This is a genomic window from Streptomyces sp. NRRL WC-3618 (genome assembly GCF_001280005.1).
In the GTDB taxonomy this organism is placed as follows: Bacteria; Actinomycetota; Actinomycetes; order Streptomycetales; family Streptomycetaceae; genus Streptomyces.
Map to the genome: position 1 here is coordinate 11,738 of NZ_LGDW01000473.1, position 26,325 is coordinate 38,062.

Genomic DNA, 26,325 nt, shown 5'->3' on the forward strand with positions numbered 1-26,325 from the left:
GGGTGCGCGCCCGGCCACCGGATGACGAACAGCCGTTCAGACAAAGGTTGTTCGGGCGTACGTCGGTCAGGAGAGGGTGAGGGTGAGTACGCCGGCGTACGAGCCCGGTGGGGTGAACGCCGGTACGTCCAGGGACAGTCCGGCGTCGACGGTGAACTCGCCGCCGGTGAGCGCTCCGTCGGGTGCGGAGGCCAGGGTGGCTCCCGTACTGCCGACGGGACCGGGTGAACCGGGCCGACAGGTGCTGGGACTTCCGGCCTTGGTGGCGCAGGCCGGGGTCCAACTGAGCTTGTCGGCGCCGATCTTGGCGCCGGGTCCGGTGAAGTCGGTGACCTTGCCCGTCAGGGACCAGCCCGCGGGTCCGCCACGGAAGTCCTTGACGGTCACCGTCTGCAGCGGGCCCTTCGAGGCTCCGCCCTTGCCGAAGTCGACCGTCGACAGCTGGACGGCGTCCCCGGCCTGGGTCATGGACAGGTCACCGGCCTTGACGGTGGTGGTGATCTTCTGGCTGTTGTTGGGCACGGGAGTGTCGTCGATGACGACGTAGGCGGCCGGACCGGCGCCCTTGCTGTCGTTCCACGCGCTGCCCTCGTACGCCACGACACCGGTCGTCGTCTTGTCCCGGACGGCGAGGGTGCCGCTGAAGGCGCCCCGGGAGTCGGCGGTCACGGTCGCGGTGTCGGTGGTCTGGGCGGACCCGGACCGGCCGGCGAGCGTGACCGCGGCACCCGGCGTGAAGTTGGCGCCGTTCACGGTGACCCCGGCCCCGGGCGCCCCGGAAGCCGAACCCAGCGTGATGGCACGGGTGTTGGCCGGTGTCCCGTCGGTCGCCGTGATCGTCTCGGAGACGGGCGCGGGCGGCGTGAGGATCGTGCAGGGGGTGTCCAGCTCGAGGATGTAGCTGGTGTGGATGTTGTAGTCGCCGGGCGAGAGAGTGATCGCACCCGGCTTGGTGACCGTGAAGGTGCCGCTCATCTCGAAGGACGGGAAGGCGCCCTTGCCGGGCACGGGGTCGTTCTTCTTGGGGCCGGCGACGGTGATGGAACCGGTCTGCGCTCCGCCCAGGGTGACCTTGCCGGTGGGCGTCATGATGTCGGCGGGCAGGGCGAGGTCGGTGGGATTGCTCGCGGCCGGTTTGACCACCGTGTACTTCACGGTGACGGTGTCGCCGACCTTGGGCGCGGTCTTGTCCACCGTGATCTGTCCGGTGGTGGTGCCGTCGATCGGCGGCAGACCCGCGATCGGCGGCGGTACACAGTGCGTTCCGTAGTCCACGGCGGCGGACGCCGTGGCGAGCGCGCCGGCCGGGACGGCCAGCGCGCCGCCCGTGGTGACCGCGAGCGCGGTCGCCCCGAGCAGCGCGGCCCAGCGTCGTCTTCGGCCGGTCGAACCCATGGATGTGTTGGCCATGGTTGCCCCCTCTGCGGGATGCGGGCGCAGCGGCTCATCTGCGCCGACAGGGGGCCATTGATGTGCAGGTCGGGTGAGAAGTCAATGCCGTTCCGCCAAATAACGGCGGAGCGGGGGAAGTGAACTGACGGACCATCAGTTTTCGTCAGTTTCCGGTTTCCCAGCCGGAAACGGTCGGCGCCACCCACGAGGCGAGCGGCGCCGACCGCACTTCAGAGGGGTGCGGGGAGGCGGGCCGTCACTCGTAGACGAACGGTCCCGGTGCCTGGTTTCCGGTCGGCGTGCAGGTCACGGTGATGCCGAAGAGCACCATCTTGAGGGTGCCGCCGCCCGCGTCCAGGCTGTCGCCGGAGGCGACGGTGCCGGTGAGCGGGCCGACGGTGACCGTGGCACCGGTGGGTGTGGCCGGGTTCTTGGTGCCGGTGAACGCGGTGGTGCCGCCCGCGGCCTTTTTCAGGGTCAGCGTGGTGGCGATGGAGTCGGCGGCGAGCGGGAGCGGGGCGGTGATGTTCGAGCTGACGGTGATGGTGGCCGAGGTGCCGTCCTGGGTGGCGGTGAGTACGGTCGAGCCGCCGCCGAAGAAACCGCAGTTGTAGGTGACCGTCGCGGAGGTGGGGGCGACGGCCGCGGCGGCCGGCGCGAAGGCCAGACCGGTGACGGCGAGCGAGCCCGCCGCGAGTACCGCACCGATACCAAGTCGCCTGCGTGCGGGCAGGCGTACTGACGTACTTCTCATCGATCGGATTCCCTTCCCTGGTACGGGAATTGCCATGTGGGGAAATGCGACGTGGGGGGTACGACGAGCCGGGTGCGGTCAGCCGCGGGGCGGGTGCGGGGCGCCGGGCGGGGGAATCTGACGGACCGTCGGAAGAGCGGGCTCCATTGACGCGTGGGTTGCCCGCGATTGCAAGACAAGCTCAGCGGGTTCTTTCCGGCCGCGATGAAAGTGGCCGGAAGACCTCCCCCCGGCCAGGCGCCCTTGGCTCACCTCACCCGGCGGTCACCGTCACCCGCACCACCCCGTCCGGCGCGGCCACGTGCACCGGGGTCGCGGGCCCGCCCAGATCCCGTACGGCCGCCAGGTCCTCCGCCGGAACTCCCTCGGCAACCGTCACGACGGCCGCCGCCTCCAGCGACGTCGCCCCCGACGCGACCGCCATGGCCACCGCCGTCCGCAGCGCGCTCAGTTTCAGCGAGTCGAGGTCGACCGTGCCGGCGACATACGTACGGCCGGTCTCGTCCCGTACGGCCGCCCCCTCGGGGACTCCGTTGCGGGCCCGGGCGGAGCGGGCGAGGGTGACGATCTTGCGGTCCTCGGAATCGAGGTCGAGCGCGTTGCTGTCGGTCATGCCATGAGCATACTTACGCGATTTGTCCCCTGGTGAGGCCCACTGAGGCTTCATGACACAAGGAAGTCACACAAGAACAGGTATCAGATACGGGCGATCAGGGCATGACCCAGGAACCGCGAGCCATGAGGAGGCGTCATGAACCGCCAGACCCGCATCCGCGTCATCCGCAGGCCCAGCGCCCCCTCCCCCCGTGACCTCCCCATCGACCGCAGGACGCCCTCGGGCCGCATCCTGCCGTACTGAGAATTCTTCCGGTCCCTCAGCGGTCCCTCATCGTCCCGGGCACGTTCCTCAGTGTCCCGGGACGTCTCTCGGCTCCGGGAGTTCCAGCGCCTCCCTGCTGCCGAGCCGTTGGAAGACGCCGTACGCCTCTTCCTCCAGCTCGCGCGCCGTGTCGGCCGCGCCCCTGGCCAGTGCGGCGCGGGACAGGTCCCGCAGGGTGCGAGCGCGCCACAGCGGCAGCTCCAGCTTGTCCCACAGGGCGAGAGCCTGTCGCAGGGTGTCGGTCGCGGTCTCCCAGTCGGACGCGGCGAGACACCACTCGCCGAGGGTGCGCAGGACGAGGGCCTCGCCGAACATGTCCTGGCGCTCGCGGGTGGTCTCCAGACACCGGTCGAGACGCCGGCGGGCCTCGGCCATCCGGCCCTGCCGCAACTCGACCTTGGCCAGGGACTGACTCGCGTACATGACGCCGAACGCGTCGCCCGTCTCCTCGAAGAGGCCGAGCGCCTGCCGCAACAGGGTCTCAGCGGCCGGCAGATCCCCCCGCGCCCGGTGACAGAGGCCCAGTGAGCGCAGCGCGAGCGCTTCGCCGTGCCGGTCCCACGCGGTCACGTACAGGCGGTGTGCCCGGGAGAGGGCCTCCCACGCGTCGTCGTCGCGGCCCTGTTCCCGGTGGACGGAGCCGATGCCGTACAGCACATGGGCCATGGGCGCGATGTCCTCCGGCTCCCGGTACCGTTCGAGCGCCGAGGTCAGCAGGGTCAGCGCCTCGTCGAAGCGGGCCTGTTCGCGGCGGGCCGCGCCCATACCGGCCAACGCGTCGGCGGAGCCGCTCCGTACCGACCGTTTCTCGAACAGGCCGAGCGCCGCCGCGAAGAACGCGTACGCCTCGTCGAAACGGTCCTGCTCCAGGCGGAGTTGGCCAAGACCGTTCAGCAGCCGGGCCTCGCCCTCGACGTCCCCGCCCCGGCGCACCGCCTCCAGGGCCACGTCGTGGGAGCGGGACCAGGCGTCGAACTGGTTGTAGAGCGCGGCGGAGGCGGCCATGAGGGTGGCGGCGAGATCGCGGGCGGCGTCGAACATGCCGTGCTCCGCGCAGTGGGCGACCCCCGCCAGCAGGCAGCGCTGCTCGGCCGCGAACCACGCGGCCGGCTCGCCCGTCAGGTCCGTCAACGGCTTGGTCGGCGGCGTCAGTTGGGCTGCGGCCGGTACGGGCTCGTCCGTCGTGGTGACCGGGAGTAGGCGGGACGCGCCGCCCGGTCCGTGGGCCGCCGCGCTGCGGGCCATGACCAGCCAGCGGTCGACCAGCCGTCGAACCGCCGTCTCCCGTTCCTGTCGGGTCTCGTCGGCCAGACAGCGCTCCCGGGCGTACTCGCGCGCCAGGTCGTGGATGCGATAGCGCGTTCTGCCCGTCTCGTCGGTGCCCACGACCTCCACGAAGTGGCAGTCCACGAGTTGTTCGACCGCGTCGTCCGCGTCGTCCTCGCTCACGTCGAGGAGCGGGCCGGCGACCCAGGCGGCGAAGTCGGGCAGGTCCATCAGGGCCAGGCGGCGCAGGGCGCGCCGCTGCTGCAGGTCGAGGTCCGCGTAGCCGAGTCCGAGGCTCGCGCGCACTTCCAGGTCACCGGCCTGCAGTTCGTCCAGGCGGCGGCGCTCGTCCCTGAGGCGGGACGCCAGCCGGGCCGGTGTCCAGTGGGGGCGGGCGGCGAGCCGGACGCCGGCGACGCGGACGGCGAGCGGGAGCCGGCCGCACAGCGCGACGATCTCGGCGGCCCGGTCGGGCTCCAGGGCGGGCCGGGTCGGGCCGGCCACACGGGCCAGCAGGTCCAGTGCCTCCGTTTGGGACGGCACACCCAGATCGAGGTGGGCGGCGCCTTCCAGGGCGACGAGCCGACGGCGGCCGGTGATCAGCACGGCCGAGCCGCCACCCGGGGGGAGCAGCGGGCGCAGCAGGGCCTCGCTGACGGCGTTGTCGAGGATGAGCAGGACCCTGCGGTGCGCGATGTGGGTGCGGTAGAGGCCGAGGAGGTCCTCCTCGTCGTGCCCCGGGGTCTCGGGGTCGACCCCTAGGGCGCGCAGCAGCCGGGCCAGGGCGTCCACGGTCCGTACGGGCTCGGAGTCCGAGGCACGCAGGTCCACGAAGAGCTGTCCGTCGGGGAAGAGCGCGGCGACGCGGTGGCCCACGTGGACGGCCAGGGCGGTCTTGCCGGTGCCCGACCGGCCGGAGATCACCCCGATGGGCGGCGCGGTGCGCAGCGGGTTCCGCACCTGTTCCAGAAGGCTGGTCGCCCAGGCGATCTGTTCGGTTCGCCCTACGAAGTCGGCGACGTCGGGTGGGAGTTGGGAGGGCGCCGGACGTGTCGTGTCGTCGTGTGGCTGCTCGGGACGGTGGGGTGAGGGTGTGTTCGCGTCCGCGCGCGAGGCAGCCGCCGCCTCCATGGGTGCGGGGCGGTCGGGTCTCTTCCCCGAGGCCGTGCCCTTTCGGCGGGCGGGCGCTCCCAGCACGGTCGGGTCCGCCCGGAGTAGGGCCTGGTGGAGCGCGCGCAGGTCCGGGCCGGGGTCCACACCCAGTTCCGTACGGAGCAGACGGCGGCCCTCGTCGTAGCAGCGCAGCGCGTCGGGCAGTCGGCCGGCGCGGTACAGGGCGGTCATCAGCTGGCCGCGCGGGCGCTCTCTGAGGGGGTGGGCGGCGACGTGGGCGACGAGTTCGGCGACGAGGTCCGTGCGTCGGTCCAGGTCCAGTTCGGCCGAGAAGCGGAACTCCTTCGCCTCCAGCCGGAGTTCCGCCAGGCGCATGGCCTCGACGCGGGCGAAGGACTGACCGAGCCCTTCCAGGGCGTTCGGGCCGCGCCACAGGCCTGACGCCGCCCGCAGGGTGTCGACGGCTTCCTCGGCACGCCCGTCCAGGGCCGCGCTCCGACCGGCCGCGAACGCCTCCTCGAAGCGCCGGGCGTCCACGGCGGAGGGCGGGAACTCGGCCACGTAACCCGGGGAGCGGGTGCGGATGGCGTCGCCGCCCTCCGTACCGGCCAGGGCCCGGCGCAGTCCGGAGACGTGCGAGGCGACGAGCGCCCGCGCGGTGGCGGGCGGCTCCTCCTCCCAGGTCAGTTCGACCAGACGCTCGACGGACAGCACCTCACCGAGATGGACGACGAGAGCCGCGAGGATCGCCGTCGGTTTGGCGCCGTGCAGCGGGACGCGTCGACCCCCGCTCATCACCTCGACCGGTCCCAGCAGGCGAACGTCCAACCTGTCCCCCGATGTCACGTTCCCGCAGTCCAGGACAACATACCGGCCCCCACTGACAGTCAGGCCGCCCAGCGGACCGTGACGAAAAGACTGTCCGACTTTCGACGTGTGGGACGGAAGTGAACGCCCCACCGGCCCATCCGTGCAGGCGGCATGCAGAGGATTTGCATCGTTCCTGCACCGCCCGCCGCCACGCTGTGAGCGTGACGGACATCATCCTGCTTTCGGACCACCGAGTCGCCGCCACGCGCGTCACCGAGAACGGTGAACCCCTGGCCGACGCGCGGGAGTTCACCGAACTGCGGGTCGACACCCGGAAGGCCGACAGCGACGGCTCCTACGCACACCTGAGGGCCGACGTGCTGCGCCGCCTCCTGCTCGCACAGGACGCGCTGCCCCCGGGCGTCCGTCTGCTGCTGGTGGAGGGATTCCGGCCACCCGAGTTGCAGCGCAGCTACTTCGACACATACGCAGCAACGTTGCGTGCGGCCCATCGGGACGCCGGGCCGGACCGGATACGTGAGCTGGCCAGCGCCTACATCTCGCCCCCGGAGGTCGCCCCGCACGTCAGCGGCGGCGCGGTCGATCTGACGCTGTGCACCGAGGACGGCGCCGAGCTCCCTCTCGGTACGGAGGTCAACGCCACCCCCGAGGAGAGCGCGGGCGGCTGTCGCACCGCCGCGGCCAACATCGACGCCGAGGCCAGGGCCAACCGGGCGGTGCTGGGGCGGGCCATGGCGGCCGCGGGGTTCGTCAACTACCCGACCGAGTGGTGGCACTGGTCGTACGGGGACCGGTACTGGGCGCTGCTGACCGAGGCACCGGCCGCGAAGTACGGCCCCGCCTCGCTGAACCACCCGTACCCCCTCAGCTCCGCAGGCACATGACCCCGGGGGAACACCATGGAGAACCCATGACGAGCACGACGACCGTCACCGACCACATGACCCCGGCCGAGTTCGACGAGGCCTTCACCGCCGTGATGCCGAGGCTGCGACGCCGCCTGCTGGTGCTGACCGGCAATCCGCACGACGCCGACGACCTGCTCCAGGAGACGTATCTGAGACTCTCCCGCCGGGCGCGTGCCCGCACCCTGGCGCGTCAGCAGCAGCCGTACGCCTACACCTGTGCGGCGGCCCTGAACCTGCTGCGCGACCTGTGGCGGCACCCCTCGCGCCAGGAACGCTGCACCGACCGGCTGCCGGAACGGAGCTGGGACGGCGGTTTCGCGACCAGGGAGGCCGAGACGGTGACCACCGCGCTGCTGCGCGAGTTGTCGCCCAAGGAGGCGGCCGCCGTGATCCTCGTCGACATCGAGGGCCTGACCCACGACATGGCGGGGGAACGCCTCGGCGCGCACCGCGGCACGGTGCAGCGCAACCGGATGCGCGGCCTGGCCAAGATCCGCTCCGCACTCGACACGAACGTGCCGGACATGGGCGGGGTCCCGGTCCGCTGACTGGTCCACCGACCCCTCAGGGCCGGTCCAGCCGCAACCGCTCCGCGCGCGGCAGACCGGCCACCACCAGGTCGTACGAGTCCTCGATCAGCTCCCGTACGAGGTGATCGGGCAGCTCCCCGTCGACCGTGACCGTGTTCCAGTGCCGTTTGTTCATGTGATATCCGGGGATGATCAGCCCCGGATGATCGGCGCGCAGCCGGATCGCGTCCTCCGGATCGCACTTCAGGTTGACCTTCAGGGGGCGGTTGTCCAGCCAGGACAGGGCGAAGAGCTTGCCCAGCACCTTGAACACCGAGACCTCGGGGCTGAACGGGAAGTCCTCGACAGCGGCGTTGAAGGACAGGCAGAAGGCACGCAGCTCTTTCGGAGTCACGCCTCGCCTCCCTTCTTCGCCGCTTTCTCCTTCGCCGCCGCCCCCTCGACCGGGTCGACCGGCTCCATCGGCTCCACGAGCACCGTCACGATCTTGTTCCGCCGACCGGCCGCGGCCTCCGCCGTGAGCCGCAGGTCGCGCCCGTCGGGCAGCTCGACGACGGCCGAGGCACCGGCGATCGGTACGCGGCCCAGCGCCTTCGCCAGCAGCCCGCCCACCGTCTCCACGTCCTCGTCGTCGTACTCCTCGAGGCCGTACAGCTCGCCGAGGTCGGTGATGTCGAGGCGGGCGGTGACCCGGTGCCGCTCGTCGCCGAGCTTCTCCACGGGCGGGAGTTCACGGTCGTACTCGTCGGTGATCTCGCCGACGATCTCCTCGAGGATGTCCTCGATGGTCACGATGCCGGCCGTGCCGCCGTACTCGTCGATGACGACGGCGACGTGGTTGCGGTCGCGCTGCATCTCGCGGAGCAGGTCACCGGCGTTCTTCGTGTCGGGCACGAAGGCGGCGGCCCGCATCGCCGTCGACACGAGCTCGCTCTCCACGTCCCGGCTGATGTGCGTCTTCCGGACGAGGTCCTTCAGGTACACGATGCCGACGACGTCGTCCTCGTTCTCCCCGGTGACCGGAATGCGCGAGAACCCGGAGCGCAGCGCGAGGGTGAGCGCCTGCCGGATCGTCTTGTACCGCTCGATGACCACCAGGTCCGTACGCGGGACCATGACCTCCCGTACGAGGGTGTCGCCCAACTCGAAGACGGAGTGCACCATACGGCGCTCGTCGTCCTCGATCAGGGACTCCTTCTCGGCCAGGTCGACCAGCGCGCGCAGCTCCGCCTCGGAGGCGAACGGGCCGCGCCTGAAGCCCTTTCCGGGCGTGAGGGCGTTGCCGATGAGGATGAGGAGGGAGGGAATCGGCCCCATGACGCGCGCCAGCGGCAGCAGGACGTACGCGGCTGCCGTGGCCGTGTTGAGGGGGTGCTGACGTCCGATCGTGCGCGGCGAGACCCCGACGGCAACGTACGAGACGAGCACCATCACGCCGATGGCGACGGCGAGGGCCTGCCAGGTCCTGTCGAACTCCTGTAGGCAGGCGTAGGTGACGAGCGCGGCGGCGGCCATCTCGCACGCCACGCGCACCAGCAGCGCCACGTTGAGATAGCGGGTCGGGTCGGCGGCGATCTGCGCGAGCTTGGCGCTGCCGCGCCGACCGCCGCGTACGGCCTCGTCGGCGCGGAAGCTGGAGACCCGCGCCACGCCCGCCTCCGCGCAGGCGGCGAGCCAGGCGACGACGACCAGCGCTATGGCACCGGTGACGAGTTGGGGGTTCATGACACCGTCGGGGCGGGCGACGGTCCGGTCATGCCCTTCTCGCCGCGCCAGCCGTCGACGATGGCGGCCTGGAGGCCGAACATCTCGGCCTTCTCGTCCGGCTCCTCGTGGTCGTAGCCCAGGAGGTGCAGCACGCCGTGGACGGTGAGGAGTTGGAGCTCCTCGTCCATGGAGTGCTGCGTCTCGGCCTCCTTGCCCTGCCGCTCGGCGACCTCGGGGCAGAGCACGATGTCACCGAGAAGCCCCTGCGGCGGCTCGGCGTCGTCCTTCGAGGGCGGGCGCAGCTCGTCCATGGGGAAGGACATGACGTCGGTCGGACCGGGCAGGTCCATCCACTGGATGTGCAGTTGCTCCATGGCGTCGGCGTCCACGACGATCACCGAGAGTTCGGAGAGCGGGTGGATGCGCATCCGCGCGAGCGCGTAGCGGGCGATGTCGAGGATCGCCTGCTCGTCGACCTCGGTTCCGGACTCGTTGTTGACGTCGATCGACATGGTGCTGGTCTGTCTACTTCCGTTTGTCGCGGCTGTCCCGGGCACCCTTGTGGGTGCCGTTCTCCGTACCGTTCTCGTCGTCGTACTTCTCGTACGCGTCGACGATACGGCCGACCAGCTTGTGCCGGACGACATCCTGGGAGGTGAGCCGGGAGAAGTGGACGTCTTCGAGGCCTTCGAGGATGTCCTGCACCTGCCGCAGACCCGACTTCGTCCCGGAGGGGAGGTCGACCTGCGTCACGTCACCCGTGATCACGATCTTCGAATCGAAGCCGAGACGGGTGAGGAACATCTTCATCTGCTCGGCGCTGGTGTTCTGCGCCTCGTCCAGGATGATGAAGGCGTCGTTGAGGGTGTTGTGCGTCAGAAGGTAGTCCTGTGTGACGTACAGCGAGTCCTCGGCAGCCACCTGGATACAGACGGTCTCTTCCCTGCCCGCGGGCTCGATGCTGTCGACGAACCTCATCGGGCGTCCACCGCCTCCGGCCGCGAGGTACTTGTCGCGCTTGCGAGCGAGTCGGAAGGGTTCGATGCCTTCGGGGAGGCGGATGTCGATGACGTGGGCATCGTGTTGGTGAGCGACCGCACGGCCCTTCGCGAGTCCCGGTTTCCGACCTGCCTTGGCCCGGCGGCGGGTGTACGCGACGCCGCCCAGCGACTGCACAAGCGAGATCACGTCGTCACGGAGCAGGATCGACGTCGTCGTGTACTGAACCCGGCACGTACGGTCCGCCTGGGTGACCGGACCACCATCGGAGTCCAGCAGTCCCTGGAGAACGGCCAGGCGTACTTCGGCGGAGTTGTGCAGGTAGTCGTCCGGGACGAACTTCGTGTTCGAGCGGGTACGCAGCAGGTCGAGCTCGCGCAGGATCCGCGTCACCGGGTTCTCCAGGGTGACCACGTCTCCGGGAGACTTGACCCGGTTGAGTACGTAGTCAGGGCCACCACGATGCCGAAGTGAAACGCCTGTCAGCGCGCCTTCGAGCGCCTCCGCCAGCTCCGGGTCGTCTGTCGAGAACGAGGGCGTGGTGGATCCGGTCAGGCAACCGTCACCGAGAAGGAGTCCCAGGGCGTACGGGTCCATGGGAACTTCCCGCTCCGGGAAGCTCACCGGCGCGGTCAGCATCGGCAACTCGTAGCGGCGGGCGTGGGCCGCGCGGAGGCTGCCGATCATGTCCTGGGTTTCAAGAACGCGCCACGGCTTGTTGCGACGCCTGTCCGAGGCGGTCCTGACTGTCCACAGATGCTCGCCGCAGGCCAGCGTCCAGGAGCCGTCCTGGGCAGTGACGCGGTAGACGTCCTTCTCCCCCTGCGGATAGACGCCGAGAACCGGTGTCGGCTCACCGTTCGAACCGATAACCAGATCGCCGACCTGAAGGTCGCCGATGGGGCGCCAGCCGTCTGGGGTCAGCACGTTGGTGAAAATCGGCTGCGCACGGCCACGCATGTAGGCCAGCGGCGCCACCTCGATCGTCCCCGAGGCCATCAGCTTCGGGATCGAGTCGGGGTCGAGCATGTCGTGCAGCGCGTCGTACAGCGGGCGCAGATACGGGTCGATCTTCTCGTACAGCGTGCCCGGGAGGAAGCCGAGCCGCTCGCCCGCCTCCACCGCCGGGCGGGTCAGGATGATCCGGCTGACCTGCTTGGACTGGAGGGCCTGGACGGCCTTCGCCATGGCGAGATACGTCTTGCCGGTACCGGCCGGGCCGATGCCGAAGACGATGGTGTTCTTGTCGATGGCGTCGACGTAGCGCTTCTGGTTGAGGGTCTTGGGACGGATGGTGCGGCCCCGCGAGGACAGGATGTTCTGGGTGAGGACCTCGGCCGGGGTCTCCAGGCCGTCACCCTCCCCGTTCCCGCTCGCTCTGAGCATCGCGATCGAGCGTTCCACTGCGTCCTCCGTCATCGGCTGTCCGGTGCGGAGCACCAGCATCATCTCGTCGAACAGGCGCTGGACGAGGGCGACCTCGACCGCTTCGCCCACGGCGCTGACTTCATTGCCCCGGACATGGATGTCGACCGCCGGGAAGGCCTTCTCGATCGCGCGCAGCAGACTGTCGCTGGAACCCAGCACGGTCACCATGGGGTGCGCGGCCGGGACGGTGAACTGCGCTCGTGCCTGCCCCCGCGCAGGGGGCTGAGCTGTGGGTGTCTGAGTCATGGGCCGGCTCGTAGGCCTGCACGACCTCCTCGATGAGGCTCGCTAACCACGTGGGTAGCCTTCCGCTCCCAGCCTACGACGGTGCACTGACAACGCCGTAGGGCTTTTCGCTCACGGTCCGGTGTACATACCTCGTGGCCCGCCTGTACGCGCGCTCAGGCCGATCTGCCGAAACCGATCGTGGGGACCGCCCGCCGCAGGGGCCACGGGCGCGGGCGGGCGCTCCTGGGCACCAGGTCCGCGAGGAACGCGTACCGCCGCAGAGCCGCCGGGTCCTGGTGCTCGTACGACTGGATCTCGCGCCACCAGGCCCCGACCTCGGACCAGCCGGGCGCGGAGAGGGAGCCGCCGAAGTCCTGCACGGAGAGCGCGGCGGTGAGGCCGGCGAAGGCGAGGCGGTCGGCGAGCGGCCAGTCGGCGAGGGTGCCGGTGACGAAGCCGGCGACGAAGACATCGCCGGCGCCCGTGGGATCGAGGGCCTCGACCGCGATGGCCGGGACCTCGGCCGTCTCCCCGGTCCGCCCGTCCACCGCGTACGCGCCCTCGGCACCGAGGGTGACGACGGCGAGCGGTACGTGGTCGGTGAGGGCGCGGGCGGCCTGGCGGGGGCAGTCGGTGCGGGTGTAGCGCATCGCCTCCTCGGCGTTGGGCAGGAAGGCCTCGCAGTGTTCCAGGTCGGCGAGGCCGGCGAGGTCCCAGCGGCCGCTGTCGTCCCAGCCGACGTCGCCGAAGATCCGGGCACCCTTACGGGCCGCCTGGGCGATCCAGGGGGCGCGCACGCCCGGCGTGAGGGAGGCGACGGCGGCCCGGGAGTGCGGCGGGCACTCCGGCGCCGGTTCCTCCGGGGGCGGCTCGTGGCCGTGGGAGACCATCGTGCGCTCGTCCTCGTACGCCATGGAGACGGTGACCGGGGAGTGCCAGCCGGGGACCGTGCGTGACGCGGACAGGTCGATGTGCTCGCCCTGTTCCAGGGCGTCCCAGCAGTACTCCCCGTAGTGGTCGTCCCCGAAGGCGGCGGCGAGGGAGGTCTTCAGGCCGAGCCGGGCGAGGGCGGTGGCCATGTTGGCGACTCCGCCGGGGCTGGACCCCATTCCGCGCGCCCAGGACTCGGTGCCGCGCACCGGGGCGGAGTCGAGCCCGGTGAAGATGATGTCGAGGAAGACGGTGCCCGTCAGGTACACGTCCCACGGAGGTTCGTCGGGTGTGCGCAGCGCGGCCAGGGGATCGACCTGTGCCTGACGGTAGGACGATCCCTCTCCGGTGGACGCGGTGGACGCGATCACGGTGCGCTCCCTGACGACGGACCCTGACGACGGTGCGGATCAGGCCAGTCTGCACCACACCGCTGACAGCGGTCCGCCGCTCCGGCCCCGGGAGCCACGCGCGGCGCCCGGGAGTGCGGTCAGCCTCCGAACTCGTACGCCTCCACCTCCGCGAGGTACCGCGCCCGCAGTTCCTCGTCGTCGTCCAGGAACGACGCCAGGAACGAGTTCCGCGCAAGCTCCCGGAGCCGCTCCTCACCGAGCCCCAGGGCTTCCCGTACCGCCCCGAAGTTGTCATCGACGTATCCACCGAAGTAGGCGGGGTCGTCGGAGTTGACGGTGCACAGCAGCCCCGCCTCCAGCATGGCGGGAAGCGGATGGTCCGCGAGGACGTCGACGGCCCGCAACCGCACGTTGGACAGCGGGCACAGCGTCAGCGGCACCCGCTCCCGCACGAGCCGCGCGACGAGCTCCGGGTCCTCCATGCAGCGCAGCCCGTGGTCGACGCGCTCGACGCCGAGCACGTCGAGGGCCTCGGTGATGTACGCGGGCGGCCCCTCCTCCCCCGCGTGCGCCACGCGCCGCAGCCCGAGCGCGGCGGCGGCCTCGTACACCTCGCGGAACTTCACCGGCGGATGCCCGACCTCGGCGGAGTCGAGCCCGATGCCGATGATCCGATGGAGATAGGGCTTGGCCGCTTCCAGCGTCTCCATCGCGGACTCGGCGGATTGATCCCGCAGAAAACACATGATCAGCCGAGTGGAGATGCCATGCGCCGCCTGGCTCTCCCCCAGCGCCCGCCACAACCCCTCCACCACGGTCCCCATGTCCACGCCCCGGGCGAGGTGGGCCTGCGGATCGAAGAAGATCTCCGCGTGGCGCACGCCCTGCGCGGCGGCCCGCGCGAGATAGGCGTTGGCAAGATCCTCGAAGTCCTGCTCGGTACGCAGAACAGCCATGAGCTCGTAGTACAGGTTCAGAAAGGACTGCAGGTCGTCGAAGAGATAGGCCTTCCGCAACTCTTCGGTGTCGGCGTAAGGCAGCGACACGCCGTTGCGCGCGGCGAGCGCAAAAGCGAGCTCAGGCTCGAGAGTGCCTTCGATGTGGAGGTGCAGTTCGGCTTTGGGGAGGGACATCAAAGAATCGTACGACCGGTTCACCGCCGTTTCGGAACCGGAACCCTGAGCAGGTCGTAGGCGACGGTCAGCTCACCCTCGTATCCGGCGGCCCGAGCCTGCCGCTCGAACTCCTCCGGATCGGAGTAGCGCTGGCTGAAGTGGGTGAGAACGAGATGCCGCACACCGGCGTCCCGGGCAACGACGCCCGCCTGTCCTGCGGTCAGGTGCCCGTGATCGGCGGCAAGTTGCTCATCCTCATCGAGGAAGGTCGACTCGATGACGAGCATGTCGCACCCCTCGGCCAGCGCACGCACTCCGTCACACAACCGGGTGTCCATGACGAACGCGAACCGCTGTCCGCGCCGCACCTCACTGACGTCGTCGAGGGTGAGGGACCCGAGAGAGCCCTCCCTCTGGAGGCGTCCGACGTCGGGCCCCTTGATCCCGTGCTCGGCGAGCAGCTCGGGCAGCATGCGGCGCCCGTCGGGCTCGACGAGGAGATAGCCGTAGGACTCGACGGGGTGGGAGAGCTTGCGGGCTTCAAGCCGATAGCCACCCGTCGTCGCCAGCACCCCACCGTCGCCCGCGACCGGCACCTGACTGATCCGAACGGTCTCGCGATAGGCGGTGGCGTAGCGCAGCCGGTCGAAGAACTTCTGCCCGGAGCGCGGGAAGTGGGCGGTCACCTCGTGCGGGACGCGGTCGAGGTTGATGCGCTGGATGACTCCGGCGAGCCCGAGCGAGTGGTCCCCGTGGAAGTGCGTGACGCAGATCCGGTTGAGGTCGTGGGCGGCGACCCCGGCACGCAGCATCTGCCGCTGCGTGCCCTCGCCGGGATCGAAGAGGAATCCCTCGCCGTCCCAGCGGAGCAGGTAGCCGTTGTGGTTGCGGTGCCGGGTGGGCACCTGGCTGGCGGTGCCGAGGACCACCAGTTCACGTACGGACATGGCGTGTTACCCGGGCGGCCACTGGAGGCCGCGCCCGCCGAGAAGGTGCGCGTGGGCATGAAAGACGGTCTGACCGGCACCGCTGCCCGTGTTGAAGACGATGCGGTAGCTGTCCAGCTTCTCCTCACCGGCGATCTCCCCGGCGTCGCGCAGCACATCGGCGGCGACACCGGGTTCGGCGGCGGCGAGGGAGGCGGCGTCCGGGTGGTGGACCTTGGGGATCACCAGGATGTGCGTGGGCGCCTGGGGGTTGATGTCCCGGAAGGCGACGGTCGTGTCGGTCTCCCGGACGATGGTCGCCGGAATGTGCTTCTCGACGATCTTGCAGAACAGACAGTCGTCCTGCGGCTCCCCTGCCATGCGGTGTCTCCCTCGCCGATGGTTGATCCCGTACGTGAGGCATCGTATCGATCTGTTTTCGCCCCCGCCGCCCTTACCCGTCCCGTCCCTGGGGGCTGCGCCCCCGGACCCCCGCTGTCCGCCCTGAAGGGGCCTTGTCCTCAAACGCCGGACGGGCTGGGTATTTCAGCCCCTCCGGCGTTTGAGGAGCGGGGGTTCGGGGGCAGCGCCCCCGAGGACGGGACGGGTAAGGGCGGCGGGGGCGAGAAAACTACACCTCCGGCAGCGACGGCGCCCTCTTGGCCGGACGTTCCTCCAACGACTCCAGTGCCAGCCGGATCGCCTCGTCCAACTGCACATCCCGCCCCGCCGCGTAATCCTGCGGGGTCTGCACGACCTCCACGTCCGGGTCGACGCCGTGGTTCTCGACGTCCCAGCCGTAACCCTCCAGCCAGAACGCGTACTTGGGCTGCGTGACCAGCGTGCCGTCGACCAGGCGATACCGGCTGTCGATGCCGATGACGCCGCCCCAGGTCCGCGTACCCACCACGGGCCCGATGCCCAGCGCCTTGATCGCCGCGTTCACGATGTCCCCGTCCGACCCCGAGAACTCGTTGGCGACGGCGACGACGGGCCCGCGCGGGGCGTCCTCCGGGTAGCTGTACGGGCGCATCCCGCGCGGCAGGTTCCAGCCGACGATCCGGCGCGCCAGTTTCTCGACGATCAGCTGGGACGTGTGCCCGCCCCGGTTCTCGCGAACGTCGACGACCAGCCCCTCCTTCGCGACCTCCACCCGCAGGTCACGGTGGATCTGGGCCCAGCCGGGCGCCTGCATGTCGGGCACGTGCAGATAGCCGAGCCGTCCGCCGGACTTCTCGGTGACGTACGCGCGCCGGTCGTTGACCCACGCGTGGTAGCGCAGCGGTTCCTCGTCCGCGAGGGGTACGACGACCACGTGTCGCGGGTCGCCGCCGCCGGACGGCGAGATGGTCAGCTCGATGGGCTTGCCCGCCGTACCGACGAGCAGCGGGCCGGGCCCGGTCACCGGGTCGACGGGCTGTCCGGCGACCGCGACGATCGCGTCACCCGGGCGCACCGCGACACCGGGCGCGGCGAGCGGGGAGACACCGTCGGGGTCGGAGGTCTCGGCGGGCAGGATGCGGTCGATGCGCCAGACAGGGGCGCCTTCGGGGCCGTCCTCGTGGCGGGAGATGTCGGCGCCGAGAAGGCCCTGCCGTTCGCCGCCACCGTGTCCGCCGCGTGGGGTGACGTACGCGTGCGAGGTGCCCAACTCGCCCTGGACCTCCCAGAGAAGGTCGACGAGGTCGTCGTGGGTGGCGACGCGGTCGAGGAGGGGCCGGTAGCGGTCGAGGACGCCGTCCCAGTCGGTGCCGTTCATGTCCGCGCGCCAGAAGTTGTCGCGCATGATGCGGCCGTTCTCGTCGTACATCTGCCGCCACTCGACGGCCGGGTCGACGGTCTGGCGCACGCGCGACAGGTCGACGGTGATGTTCGAGTCGCTCTCGTCGTCGTTCGAGGCGCGTCGGTCGCTGGGTACGACCTTCAGCTTGCCGTCGGTCCACAGCAGGACGCGTTTACCGTCGCCGCTGACGGCGAAGTGGTCGGCGTCCCCGGCGAGGTGCTCGATGCGCTTCTGGGCGAGGTCGTACCGCTCCAGCTCGGTCTTGGGTTCCGGGTCGTCCGGGGTGGCCCGGGAGGAGCCGAGGACTCCCGTTACGGGGTGGCGCAGCCACAGCACACCGTCCTTGGCGGCGCGCAGGGTGGAGTAGCGGGCGGCCTCGACCGGGAACGGCACGATGCGGTCGGCGAGCCCGTCGAGGTCGATACGGGTGGCCGGGGCGCCCTCGCTGTCCGGGGTCTCGTCCTTGTCCGGCGCCTCGAAGGGCCGCCCGTGCCGCTGCGGTCCGAAGGGCGAGGGCGTGGTCGCGGCGAGGGGGATGAGGTGCGGACGTGAACCGCCGACGAAGGCGAGGTCGAACACGTGCTCGTCATAGACGGGGTCGAAGGACCGCGCCGACAGGAAGACGAGGTGCTTGCCGTCGGCGGTGAAGGCGGGCGAGTAGTCCCGGAAGCGGAGCGGCGTCGCCTCGGTCACCGACAGGTCGGTGGTGTTGGCGAGCTTGAGCTGACGCAGCGGATCCGGCCCGGGGTGGGACCAGGCGAGCCAGCCGGAGTCGGGCGAGAAGACGAGCCCTGACGCGTTGCCGTTGCCGCTGCGGTCGACCTCGCGCACCTCGCCCGACTCCCGCTCGACGAGCAGTACGCGCCCGTCGTGGGAGGCGACGGCGGCCCGGCTGCCGTCGGGTGCCATGGCGAGGCCGAGGACCCGCCCGAGCTGTCCGGCGGCGAGCCGGCGCGGCGGTGCCCCCGGTGCGGTGCCGGTCGCCGGGGCGAACTCCAGTGCGTCGTCGCCCTCCGCGTCGGTCACCCACACGGCCCACTCCTCGCCGTCCACACGGAAGGCGCGGGGCAGCCGGGCTCGTACCCCGTGCCCCGAGGCGAGCACGCGGGCTGGGCCGGACCGGTGGGTGACCCAGTGCACCGAGCCGCGCACGCCGATGGCGCTGCCGCGTCCGGTGTGGTCGGGGGCTCCGGACCCGAACCACCGGGACGCGCTCACGGGATGGGGTTGGAGATCGACGCGCTGCCCGCCCAGCCGGACGTCGAGTCGGCGCGGCTCGGCCCCGTCCAGGTCGTCGAGGAGCCACAGTTCACCGGCGGAGGAGTAGACGACGCGGCTGCCGTCGCTCGCGGCGTGCCGGGCGTAGAAGCCTCCCCCATTCTCGGCTTCGCTCGAACGGGAGGTGCCCCCACGCGGGGTGTGGCGCCGCAGGTCGGACCCGTCAGCGAGGGACGAGTACAGCGCCCCGACACCTTCGTGGTCGGAGAGGAAGGCGATGCGCTCCCCCACCCACACCGGGTACTCGAGGTTCCCGTCCAGCTCGGCATGCAGCCGTACGAACTCCCCGTCCCCCTCCCGATCGATCCACAGCTTCCCCGCCGTACCGCCCCGATAGCGCTTCCACCAGGCGGCCTCGCGCCCCATGGGGGCGGAGAGGAGAACGGTCGCCGGGCCGCCCTGGGCGACATCGCCAACAGGCCCGTACGGCAGGAGAGTTGCCGGGCCGCCGTCGAGCGGCACGGCGCGGGCCCAGGAGCGGCGCAGGCTGGCCTGACCCTGGGTGCTGAGGGCGAGGACCCGCCCGTCCGGGGTCCAGCCGCGCACCTGGGTCCTCCAACTGCCCCAGTAGGTGAGCCGGTTGGCGGGCCCTCCGTCGATGGGGGCGACATGCACCTCGGGGGCGCCGTCGCGGGTGGAGGTCCAGGCGAGGCGGGTGCCGTCCGGGGAGAAACGGGGATTGTTCACCGGTACGTTGTCGGCGCTGACGCGCCAGGCCCGGCCACCGTCGAGCGGGGCGACCCAGACGTCGTCCTCGGCGGTGAAGGCGACCGAGTCGCCGTGCAGATGCGGAAACCGGAGATACGCAGGCGAAGAGGGCTGAGTCACCCGATCACCCTAAGCAGCGATCGCGCCGCCGGACAGAGGTTTGGATCACTTCCTGCTCTTCGACCCGGGCCCAAAAGGTTTCCCCGACCTGTCATTTACCCTGTCATTTACCCTCGCCTGGCGAGCAGTTGGGGTTCTCCTGGCAGTAGACGGTCTTCGTCACGGTGACGGTCACGGTCGGCTCGGGCCGCCCGTGGTCCGGCGGCCGCCAAGTGGCGTGCGGGATACGGGTCGGCGCACTGGGACCGTCACAGTTGCCGAGACCACTGACCCGGAACCACTGCTTGCCGGCGATCTCGGCGATGAGGTCCCCACGTACGCATCTGCCGTCGACCGCGCGCGTCACCCGGCCGGTGACGGTGATGTCCTTGCCGCCCCTGGTCTCACCCTTGCAGTCGACCCGCGCGACGGCGCTCTCCCGCGGCGACGGTGAACTCCCGTTCCCGGAAGCCTTGTTGCCGTTGGCGCCGTTGCCCCCGTTGACCGATGCCGTGCAGGTGAGCCGCTGGACGTCCACGTCGCGCCGCTCCAGCTCCTTCGTCACCGTCTGGTCGGTGGTGAATGCCACGGTGGCCGAACTGAGCCCACCGGGGTCACAGGCGACGACCCCGCCCACCACGACCACCGCCAGCCCGGCCGCCGCGACCACCCGACGCCGCCCGCACGGCCGATGCCAACTCCGTCTCAGAGCCCCCATGAAGGGCAGCCTGCCACCGTCGCACCCGACCCGGAAAGACATGTACCGGACAGGGCCAGAGGGTCTAGGACCAGCGTCCGGTACGGCCGAGCAGCAGCGCCGTCGCGGCGGTACCGGCGGTGGAGGTACGCAGCACACTGGCCCCCAGCCGGTACGCCTTCGCCCCCGCCTCCTCGAAGAGGGCCAACTCCTCTGCACAGACGCCTCCTTCGGGCCCGACGACCAGCACGATCTCGCCGGTGGAGGGGAGTTCGGCGGTCGCGAGCGCGGCACTGCCGTACGCACGGTCCTCGTGCAGTACGGCGGCGAAGTCGGCTTTGGCGAGAAGCGCGGCAACCTGCTTGCTCGACGCGGCGTCCGCGACCTCCGGGAAGCGCACCCGGCGGGACTGCTTGCCGGCTTCCCGGGCGGTGGCCCGCCACTTGGCGAGCGCCTTGAGCCCACGGTCGCCCCGCCACTGGGTGATACACCGGGAGGCGGCCCAGGGAACGATGGCGTCGACACCGGTCTCGGTCATCGTCTCGACGGCCAACTCGCCCCGGTCGCCCTTGGGAAGAGCCTGGACGACGGTGATACGAGGCGACGCCGGCGGTTCTTCGACCACCGGGCCGAGCCGCAGAGTCAACTGATCCTTGCCCTCGACACCGACGACTTCGCCCTCCGCCCAGCGCCCGGCACCGTCGGTGAGGACGACGGCCTCGCCGACCCGCAGCCGTTTCACGGAGACGGCGTGGCGCCCTTCGGCCCCGTCGAGGACGTACTGCCCGCCGCCGGCGGCCGGAAGGTGGGCGGGGAAGCTCTCGACGACGAACACGGGCGCGGTCATGAGCTCGCGCCCCCGCCCAGCGACGCGGCCCGCGCGACCTCGATCTCGTCCGCCAGCACCCTCACCAGCTCCGCCGCCGGCAGTTCACGGGCCATCCGGTGCCCCTGCCCCGCCCACAGCGCCATGCCCTGCGCGTCGCCCGCCGCGGCGGCCTTCTTGCGGAGCGGCGAGGTGAGGTGGTGGACCTCGGGGTAGGCGGCGGGCGCGTACGGGCCGTGCTCGCGCAGGAAACGGTTCACCAGCCCCCGGGCCGGCCGGCCGGAGAACGCGCGCGTCAGCTCCGTACGGACGAAGAGGGGGTTCGTCAGTGCCTGCTTGTGCAGGGCGTGGGCGCCGGATTCCGGGGTGGCGAGGAAGGCGGTGCCGAGTTGGGCGGCGCTCGCGCCCGCGGCGAGGACGGCGGCGATCTGGCTGCCGCGCATGAGCCCGCCGGCGGCGACGAGCGGCAGGTTCACGGTCTCGCGGACCTGCGCGACGAGGGAGAGCAGCCCGATGGCGGACCCGTCCGCCTCGGGGTTGTCACGATGGGTGCCCTGATGGCCGCCGGCCTCGACGCCCTGCACGATCACCGCGTCGGCGCCGGCCCGCTCCACGGCGAGGGCCTCCTCGGCGGTGGTCGCGGTGACCAGGGTGAAGGTGCCGGCGCGGCGCAGGGAGTCCAGTATCTCGGGGCTCGGCACCCCGAAGTGGAAGGAGACGACCGGGACCGGGTTGTCGAGGAGTACGGCGAGCTTGGCGTCGTAGCCGTCGTCACGTCCGCTGTCCGGGTCGCCCAGCCCGATGCCGTACCAGCTGGCCTCACCGGCGAGCTGGTGGGCGTACACCTCGACAGCAGCGGGGTCGGCGTACTCGGGCTGCGGCATGAAGAGGTTCACGCCGAAGGGACGCCCGGTGAGACCGCGCAGCGTTTTGATCTCCTGGTACATGCCATCCGCGGTCTTGTACCCGCCGGCGAGGAACCCGAGCCCGCCCGCTTCGGCGACGGCACTGACGAGTTGCGGGACGGAGACGCCGCCCGCCATGGGGGCCTGCACGATCGGGTGAGCGAAGAGATCGGTCAGTGCGGAGGACATGACGGCATGTTGTCACGTCCCCAGCACATGTCCGAATCAGACCCCTTCAGGGGACGAGGCCCCTCCAGCCCAGGTCGTGTTTCCCACCCAGACCCAGCCATCCCAGCCCGTCCGGCGTTTGAGGACGAGGCCCGTTCAGGGCCGAAGGGGGGTCTGGGGGCGCAGCCCCCAGGTTCAGGATGGGACGGGTAAGGGCCGCGGGGGCGAAACAACCCCCGCCGCCCCACAGCCTCAGCGCCCGTTGAACGCATCCTTCAGCCGCGAGAACAACCCCTGCTGCCCCGGCTGGAACTGCCCCGTGGGCCGCTCCTCACCCCGCAGCTTCGCCAGCTCCCGCAGCAACCGCTCCTGCTCAGGATCAAGCTTCGACGGAGTCATGACCTCGACATGGACGATGAGATCGCCACGCCCGCCACCCCTCAGATGCGTGACGCCCCGCCCGTGCAGCGGAATCGACTGCCCGGACTGCGTGCCGGGACGGATGTCGACCTCCTCCAGCCCGTCGAGCGTCTCCAGCGGCACCTTCGTGCCCAGCGACGCCGCCGTCATCGGAAGAGTCACCGTGCAGTGCAGGTCGTCCCCGCGCCGCTGGAACTGCGAGTGCGGCAGCTCATGGATCTCGACGTACAGGTCACCGGCGGGACCGCCGCCGGGCCCCACCTCGCCCTCACCGGCGAGCTGGATCCTCGTACCGTTGTCGACACCCGCGGGGATCTTCACGGTCAGCGTCCGACGCGACCGCACCCGGCCGTCACCCGCGCACTCGGGGCACGGCGTCGGGACGACCGTCCCGAACCCCTGGCACTGCGGGCAGGGACGGGACGTCATGACCTGGCCCAGGAAGGACCGCGTCACCTGCGAGACCTCACCCCGCCCGCGACACATGTCGCAGGTCTGGGCGGAAGTCCCGGGCGCCGCGCCCTCGCCACTGCACGTGGCGCACACCACGGCCGTGTCGACCTGGATGTCCTTGGTGGTGCCGAAGGCGGCCTCGTCCAGCTCGATGTCGAGCCGGATCATCGCGTCCTGGCCGCGCCGCGTACGCGACCTCGGCCCCCGCTGGGACGCCGTTCCGAAGAACGCGTCCATGATGTCCGAGAAGTTCCCGAAGCCACCGGCGCCGAAGCCGCCCGCGCCTCCGCCGCCCGCCTGCGAGAGGGGGTCACCGCCGAGGTCGTAGACCTGCTTCTTCTGCGGGTCCGACAACACCTCGTACGCGGCGTTGATCTCCTTGAACCGCTCCTGCGTCTTCGGATCGGGGTTGACGTCCGGGTGCAGCTCGCGGGCGAGCCTCCTGAACGCCTTCTTGATCTCGTCCTGGGACGCGTCGCGGCGCACGCCGAGTACGGCGTAGTAGTCCGTGGCCACTTACGACTCCGCCAGGATCTGTCCGACGTACCGTGCCACTGCGCGTACCGCTCCCATCGTTCCCGGGTAGTCCATGCGGGTCGGTCCGACCACGCCGAGCTTGGCGACTGTTTCGCCGCCCGAACCGTAGCCGACCGACACGACGGACGTGGAGTTGAGTCCCTCGTATTTGTTTTCGTGACCGATTCGTACGGTCATGCTCGAATCCCCGGCCTCACCAAGGAGTTTGAGAAGTACGACCTGTTCCTCCAGGGCTTCCAGAACGGGTCGGATAGTGAGGGGAAAGTCATGTCCGAAGCGGGTCAGATTGGGCGTTCCGCCGATCATCAGCCGCTCCTCGGTCTCCTCGACGAGCGTCTCCAGAAGGGTGGAGAGCACCGTCGCGACCGTCCCCCGGTCCTCCGCCTCGAAGGCGTCCGGGAGATCCTGCACAAGCTGCGGCACGTCCGCGAACCGGCGGCCCGCGACCCGGCTGTTGAGCCGCGCGCGCAGATCCGCCAGTGACGCCTCCCCGAAGGGCGCCCGGCAGTCGATCATCCGCTGCTCCACCCGGCCGGTGTCCGTGATCAGCACGAGCATCACGCGCGCGGGTGCGAGCGAGAGCAGTTCCACGTGCCGGACGGTCGAGCGGGTGAGCGACGGATACTGCACGACGGCGACCTGCCGCGTGAGCTGGGCAAGCAGCCGAACCGTTCGCCCCACCACGTCGTCGAGATCGACAGCGCCGTCCAGGAAGTTCTGGATGGCGCGCCGCTCGGGCGCCGTCATCGGCTTGACGCCGGCGAGCTTGTCGACGAAGAGCCGGTAGCCCTTGTCGGTCGGGATGCGCCCGGCACTGGTGTGCGGCTGCGCGATGAAGCCCTCGTCCTCCAGCGCCGCCATGTCGTTACGGACGGTCGCCGGGGAGACCCCGAGGTTGTGCCGCTCGGTGAGCGCCTTGGACCCGACCGGCTCCTCGGTGCCGACATAGTCCTGGACGATGGCGCGCAGCACTTCGAGCCTGCGTTCACTGAGCATCGCGCACACCTCCAGCTGCTGTCGTCCCCTGAGCGAACAGGCTCTTCATTGGCCTTCCCTGGCACTCTTCGTGTGCGAGTGCCAGAGTTCCCCGGCCCAGTGTACGGCTGTCGGGTACACCCCCGGCAAGGGCAGCCCCCGCCGACCTGCCGAGGTGTACCGACCTGTCCTGCGATGTCGCGTCCGGTTAGCGTCGCCGTATGAAGGTGACTTGGGAAGAGCCGAGGTGGGAAGACCTGGGCTGGGAGCGCCTGGCGGCGGGGGTCGGCCGGTGCCGGCTGCCGGTCTGGGACTGCACGGTGGGACTGGTGACCTGGCCGGGCGGCGCCCTCCTGATCGACGCGGGATCGAGCCTCGCGGAGGGCGCGAGGGTGCGCCGGGAGGCCCAGGCGCTCGCAGGCCGACGGGTGGACTTCCTCGCCCTCACACACGCCCATTTCGATCACGTTTTCGGGGCGGCGGCGTTCGCGGGTGCCTACGTCTTCGCGGCAGGCGCCCCAGAAAACGAATCAGCCGCATCCACCACATCCTCTGAATCCTCCGAATTCGAGAAAGTGGGGCGCGAGGTGTTGCGCGCGGACGCGGTGCGCAACGGTCTGGACGCCCGGGCGGCGGAGGAGGCGGCGGACACCCTGGTGGTTCCGCATCAGTACGTACGGGGGAACCTCACCGTCGCGACGCCGGCCGGCGGCCCGGAAGTCGTCCTGAGCGTGGCCGGCCCCGGTCACACCGGCAGCGACCTGGCGGTCGTCGTACGCGGCGACGGCGGCCCGGCGGTCGTCTTCTGCGGCGACCTGGTCGAGGAGTCGGGGGAACCCCAGGCGGGCCCCGACGCCGTACCGTCGCGGTGGCCGGCGGCCCTGGACCGCGTCCTCTCCCTGGGCGGCGAGGACGCGCTGTACGTACCCGGCCACGGCGCGGTGGTGGACGCGGCGTTCGTACGGGCCCAACGAGACGCCCTGGCAATGCGTTTCGGCGTGTCGTGGGAGCCGGTGGACTGACGGCGCGACCGCTTCTCCTATCGTCATCCGAATGCGCCAGTACTCTCCGGACCTGACCCCACCGTGGAAGAAGCCCAAGCCCGTACCGCAGGTCCCGGCGGACCCGGGCCTGGTGGTCGAGGAGCCCGGTACGGGCTTCTGCGGCGCGGTGATCCGCTGCGAGGCGGGCACGGTCACCCTGGAGGACCGCTTCGGCAAACACCGCGTGTTCCCGCTGGAGCCGGGCGGCTTCCTGCTGGAGGGCAGATCGGTGACCCTCGTGCGACCGTCCCCGGGATCGTCTCCGTCCTCGGTACGTCCGTCCCGTACCGCTTCCGGCTCGGTGGCGGTTCCCGGTGCCCGCGCGCGGGTGGCCCGGGCGGGGCGTATCTACGTGGAGGGCCGGCACGACGCGGAGCTGGTCGAGAAGGTGTGGGGGGACGACCTGCGGGTCGAGGGCGTGGTCGTCGAGTACCTGGAGGGCATCGACGACCTCCCCGCGATCGTGACCGAGTTCGCCCCGGGCCCGGACGCCCGCCTGGGCATCCTGGTGGACCACCTGGTACCGGGTACGAAGGAGTTCCGGATCGCGCAGGCGGTGACGAGCGACCACGCGCTGGTGGTCGGGCATCCGTACATCGACGTGTGGGAGGCGGTGAAGCCGGCGTCACTGGGCATCCCGGGGTGGCCCCGGATCCCGCACGGACAGGACTGGAAGACGGGGGTGTGCCGGGAGCTGGGCTGGCCGGAGAACACGGGGGCGGTGTGGCGGGCGATCCTGGCCCGGGTGGGCTCGTACAGGGACCTGGAACCGGAACTACTGGGCCGCGTGGAGGAACTGATCGATTTCGTCACGGCCCCGGATACCGGCGGGTCGGAGGCTTGAGCCTTCCAGCCCAGGCCCGCACCCCGAGCCCGTCCGGCGTTTGAGGACGAGGCCCCTTCAGGGCCGAAAGCGGGGGTCCGGGGGCGCAACCCCGTGGGGGCCCCTCTGGGGGAGGGACGGGTAAGGGCGGAGGGGGCGAAACCTCCCTCAGTCCACCAGATCCCGAACCACCGCATCCGCCAACAACCGCCCCCGCAACGTCAACACCGCGCGCCCCTCCCCATAGGGC

22 protein-coding genes are annotated in these 26,325 nt (G+C 70.8%); 4 read left to right on the top strand and 18 right to left on the bottom strand.

Annotated elements, in window-relative coordinates:
* Nucleotides 1–66: 66 nt before the first annotated feature.
* The 4 genes from ADL01_RS36015 to ADL01_RS36030 form a co-directional block, all read right to left on the bottom strand.
* Nucleotides 67–1,395 (bottom strand): hypothetical protein, encoded by a 1,329-nt coding sequence (locus tag ADL01_RS36015; RefSeq protein ID WP_053746296.1) that lies wholly within the window; start codon nucleotides 1,393–1,395, stop codon nucleotides 67–69.
* Between the two features lie 253 nt (nucleotides 1,396–1,648).
* Nucleotides 1,649–2,146: a hypothetical protein gene (locus ADL01_RS36020; RefSeq protein WP_053746277.1), complete on the bottom strand. Its 498-nt coding sequence runs from the start codon at nucleotides 2,144–2,146 to the stop codon at nucleotides 1,649–1,651.
* A gap of 253 nt (nucleotides 2,147–2,399) precedes the next feature.
* Nucleotides 2,400–2,759: a cytidine deaminase gene (locus ADL01_RS36025; protein ID WP_053746278.1), complete on the bottom strand. Its 360-nt coding sequence runs from the start codon at nucleotides 2,757–2,759 to the stop codon at nucleotides 2,400–2,402.
* Between the two features lie 294 nt (nucleotides 2,760–3,053).
* Nucleotides 3,054–6,200 (bottom strand): AfsR/SARP family transcriptional regulator, encoded by a 3,147-nt coding sequence (locus ADL01_RS36030; protein ID WP_053746297.1) that lies wholly within the window; start codon nucleotides 6,198–6,200, stop codon nucleotides 3,054–3,056.
* A gap of 236 nt (nucleotides 6,201–6,436) precedes the next feature.
* Between ADL01_RS36030 and ADL01_RS36035 the strand changes: the two genes are divergently transcribed.
* Both ADL01_RS36035 and ADL01_RS36040 read left to right on the top strand, forming a co-directional pair.
* Nucleotides 6,437–7,120, top strand: coding sequence for a M15 family metallopeptidase (locus ADL01_RS36035; protein WP_053746298.1), 684 nt, complete (start codon nucleotides 6,437–6,439; stop codon nucleotides 7,118–7,120).
* 26 nt (nucleotides 7,121–7,146) lie between these two features.
* Nucleotides 7,147–7,692, top strand: a complete 546-nt coding sequence (locus ADL01_RS36040) for an RNA polymerase sigma factor (protein WP_053746279.1) — start codon at nucleotides 7,147–7,149, stop codon at nucleotides 7,690–7,692.
* Between the two features lie 16 nt (nucleotides 7,693–7,708).
* Here the strand turns inward: ADL01_RS36040 and ADL01_RS36045 are convergent, their stop codons facing one another.
* From ADL01_RS36045 to hrcA, 14 genes are all read right to left on the bottom strand, one after another.
* Entirely contained in the window at nucleotides 7,709–8,068 is a 360-nt protein-coding gene (locus ADL01_RS36045) for an MmcQ/YjbR family DNA-binding protein (protein WP_053746280.1), read from the bottom strand.
* Nucleotides 8,065–9,399 (bottom strand): hemolysin family protein, encoded by a 1,335-nt coding sequence (locus ADL01_RS36050; protein ID WP_053746281.1) that lies wholly within the window; start codon nucleotides 9,397–9,399, stop codon nucleotides 8,065–8,067. The genes ADL01_RS36045 and ADL01_RS36050 overlap by 4 nt, the downstream gene beginning before the upstream one ends.
* Nucleotides 9,396–9,893: an rRNA maturation RNase YbeY gene (ybeY, locus tag ADL01_RS36055; protein WP_053746282.1), complete on the bottom strand. Its 498-nt coding sequence runs from the start codon at nucleotides 9,891–9,893 to the stop codon at nucleotides 9,396–9,398. The genes ADL01_RS36050 and ybeY overlap by 4 nt, the downstream gene beginning before the upstream one ends.
* A 13-nt stretch (nucleotides 9,894–9,906) precedes the next feature.
* Nucleotides 9,907–12,054, bottom strand: a complete 2,148-nt coding sequence (locus tag ADL01_RS36060; protein WP_053746283.1) for a PhoH family protein — start codon at nucleotides 12,052–12,054, stop codon at nucleotides 9,907–9,909.
* 155 nt (nucleotides 12,055–12,209) lie between these two features.
* Nucleotides 12,210–13,337 carry a carbohydrate kinase family protein gene (locus tag ADL01_RS36065; RefSeq protein WP_053746284.1) on the bottom strand — a complete coding sequence of 376 codons (1,128 nt, stop codon included), beginning with the start codon at nucleotides 13,335–13,337 and terminating at the stop codon, nucleotides 12,210–12,212.
* 119 nt (nucleotides 13,338–13,456) lie between these two features.
* Complete coding sequence (locus ADL01_RS36070; protein WP_053746285.1) at nucleotides 13,457–14,452, bottom strand: adenosine deaminase; 996 nt, start codon at nucleotides 14,450–14,452, stop codon at nucleotides 13,457–13,459.
* A 20-nt stretch (nucleotides 14,453–14,472) separates the two neighbouring features.
* Nucleotides 14,473–15,381: a ribonuclease Z gene (locus ADL01_RS36075; protein ID WP_053746286.1), complete on the bottom strand. Its 909-nt coding sequence runs from the start codon at nucleotides 15,379–15,381 to the stop codon at nucleotides 14,473–14,475.
* 6 nt (nucleotides 15,382–15,387) lie between these two features.
* On the bottom strand, nucleotides 15,388–15,741 hold the full coding sequence (locus ADL01_RS36080; protein WP_053746287.1) for a histidine triad nucleotide-binding protein: 354 nt from the start codon (nucleotides 15,739–15,741) through the stop codon (nucleotides 15,388–15,390).
* 250 nt (nucleotides 15,742–15,991) lie between these two features.
* On the bottom strand, nucleotides 15,992–19,249 hold the full coding sequence (locus ADL01_RS36085; RefSeq protein WP_053746288.1) for a S41 family peptidase: 3,258 nt from the start codon (nucleotides 19,247–19,249) through the stop codon (nucleotides 15,992–15,994).
* Nucleotides 19,250–19,352: 103 nt separating this feature from the next.
* Nucleotides 19,353–19,946, bottom strand: coding sequence for a hypothetical protein (locus tag ADL01_RS36090; protein WP_053746299.1), 594 nt, complete (start codon nucleotides 19,944–19,946; stop codon nucleotides 19,353–19,355).
* A gap of 64 nt (nucleotides 19,947–20,010) precedes the next feature.
* Entirely contained in the window at nucleotides 20,011–20,772 is a 762-nt protein-coding gene (locus ADL01_RS36095; protein ID WP_053746289.1) for a 16S rRNA (uracil(1498)-N(3))-methyltransferase, read from the bottom strand.
* Nucleotides 20,769–21,845, bottom strand: coding sequence for a nitronate monooxygenase (locus ADL01_RS36100; protein ID WP_053746290.1), 1,077 nt, complete (start codon nucleotides 21,843–21,845; stop codon nucleotides 20,769–20,771). The genes ADL01_RS36095 and ADL01_RS36100 overlap by 4 nt, the downstream gene beginning before the upstream one ends.
* A gap of 231 nt (nucleotides 21,846–22,076) precedes the next feature.
* Nucleotides 22,077–23,213, bottom strand: coding sequence for a molecular chaperone DnaJ (gene dnaJ, locus ADL01_RS36105; protein WP_053746291.1), 1,137 nt, complete (start codon nucleotides 23,211–23,213; stop codon nucleotides 22,077–22,079).
* Nucleotides 23,214–24,230, bottom strand: a complete 1,017-nt coding sequence (hrcA, locus tag ADL01_RS36110; RefSeq protein WP_053746292.1) for a heat-inducible transcriptional repressor HrcA — start codon at nucleotides 24,228–24,230, stop codon at nucleotides 23,214–23,216.
* 200 nt (nucleotides 24,231–24,430) lie between these two features.
* On the opposite strand from hrcA, the gene ADL01_RS36115 reads away from it, so the two are divergent.
* Both ADL01_RS36115 and ADL01_RS36120 read left to right on the top strand, forming a co-directional pair.
* Nucleotides 24,431–25,231, top strand: coding sequence for an MBL fold metallo-hydrolase (locus tag ADL01_RS36115; protein WP_053746293.1), 801 nt, complete (start codon nucleotides 24,431–24,433; stop codon nucleotides 25,229–25,231).
* 31 nt (nucleotides 25,232–25,262) lie between these two features.
* A complete protein-coding gene (locus ADL01_RS36120) occupies nucleotides 25,263–26,096 on the top strand; it encodes a DUF3097 domain-containing protein (RefSeq protein WP_053746294.1) in 834 nt (277 codons plus the stop codon).
* Nucleotides 26,097–26,325 lie beyond the last annotated feature (229 nt).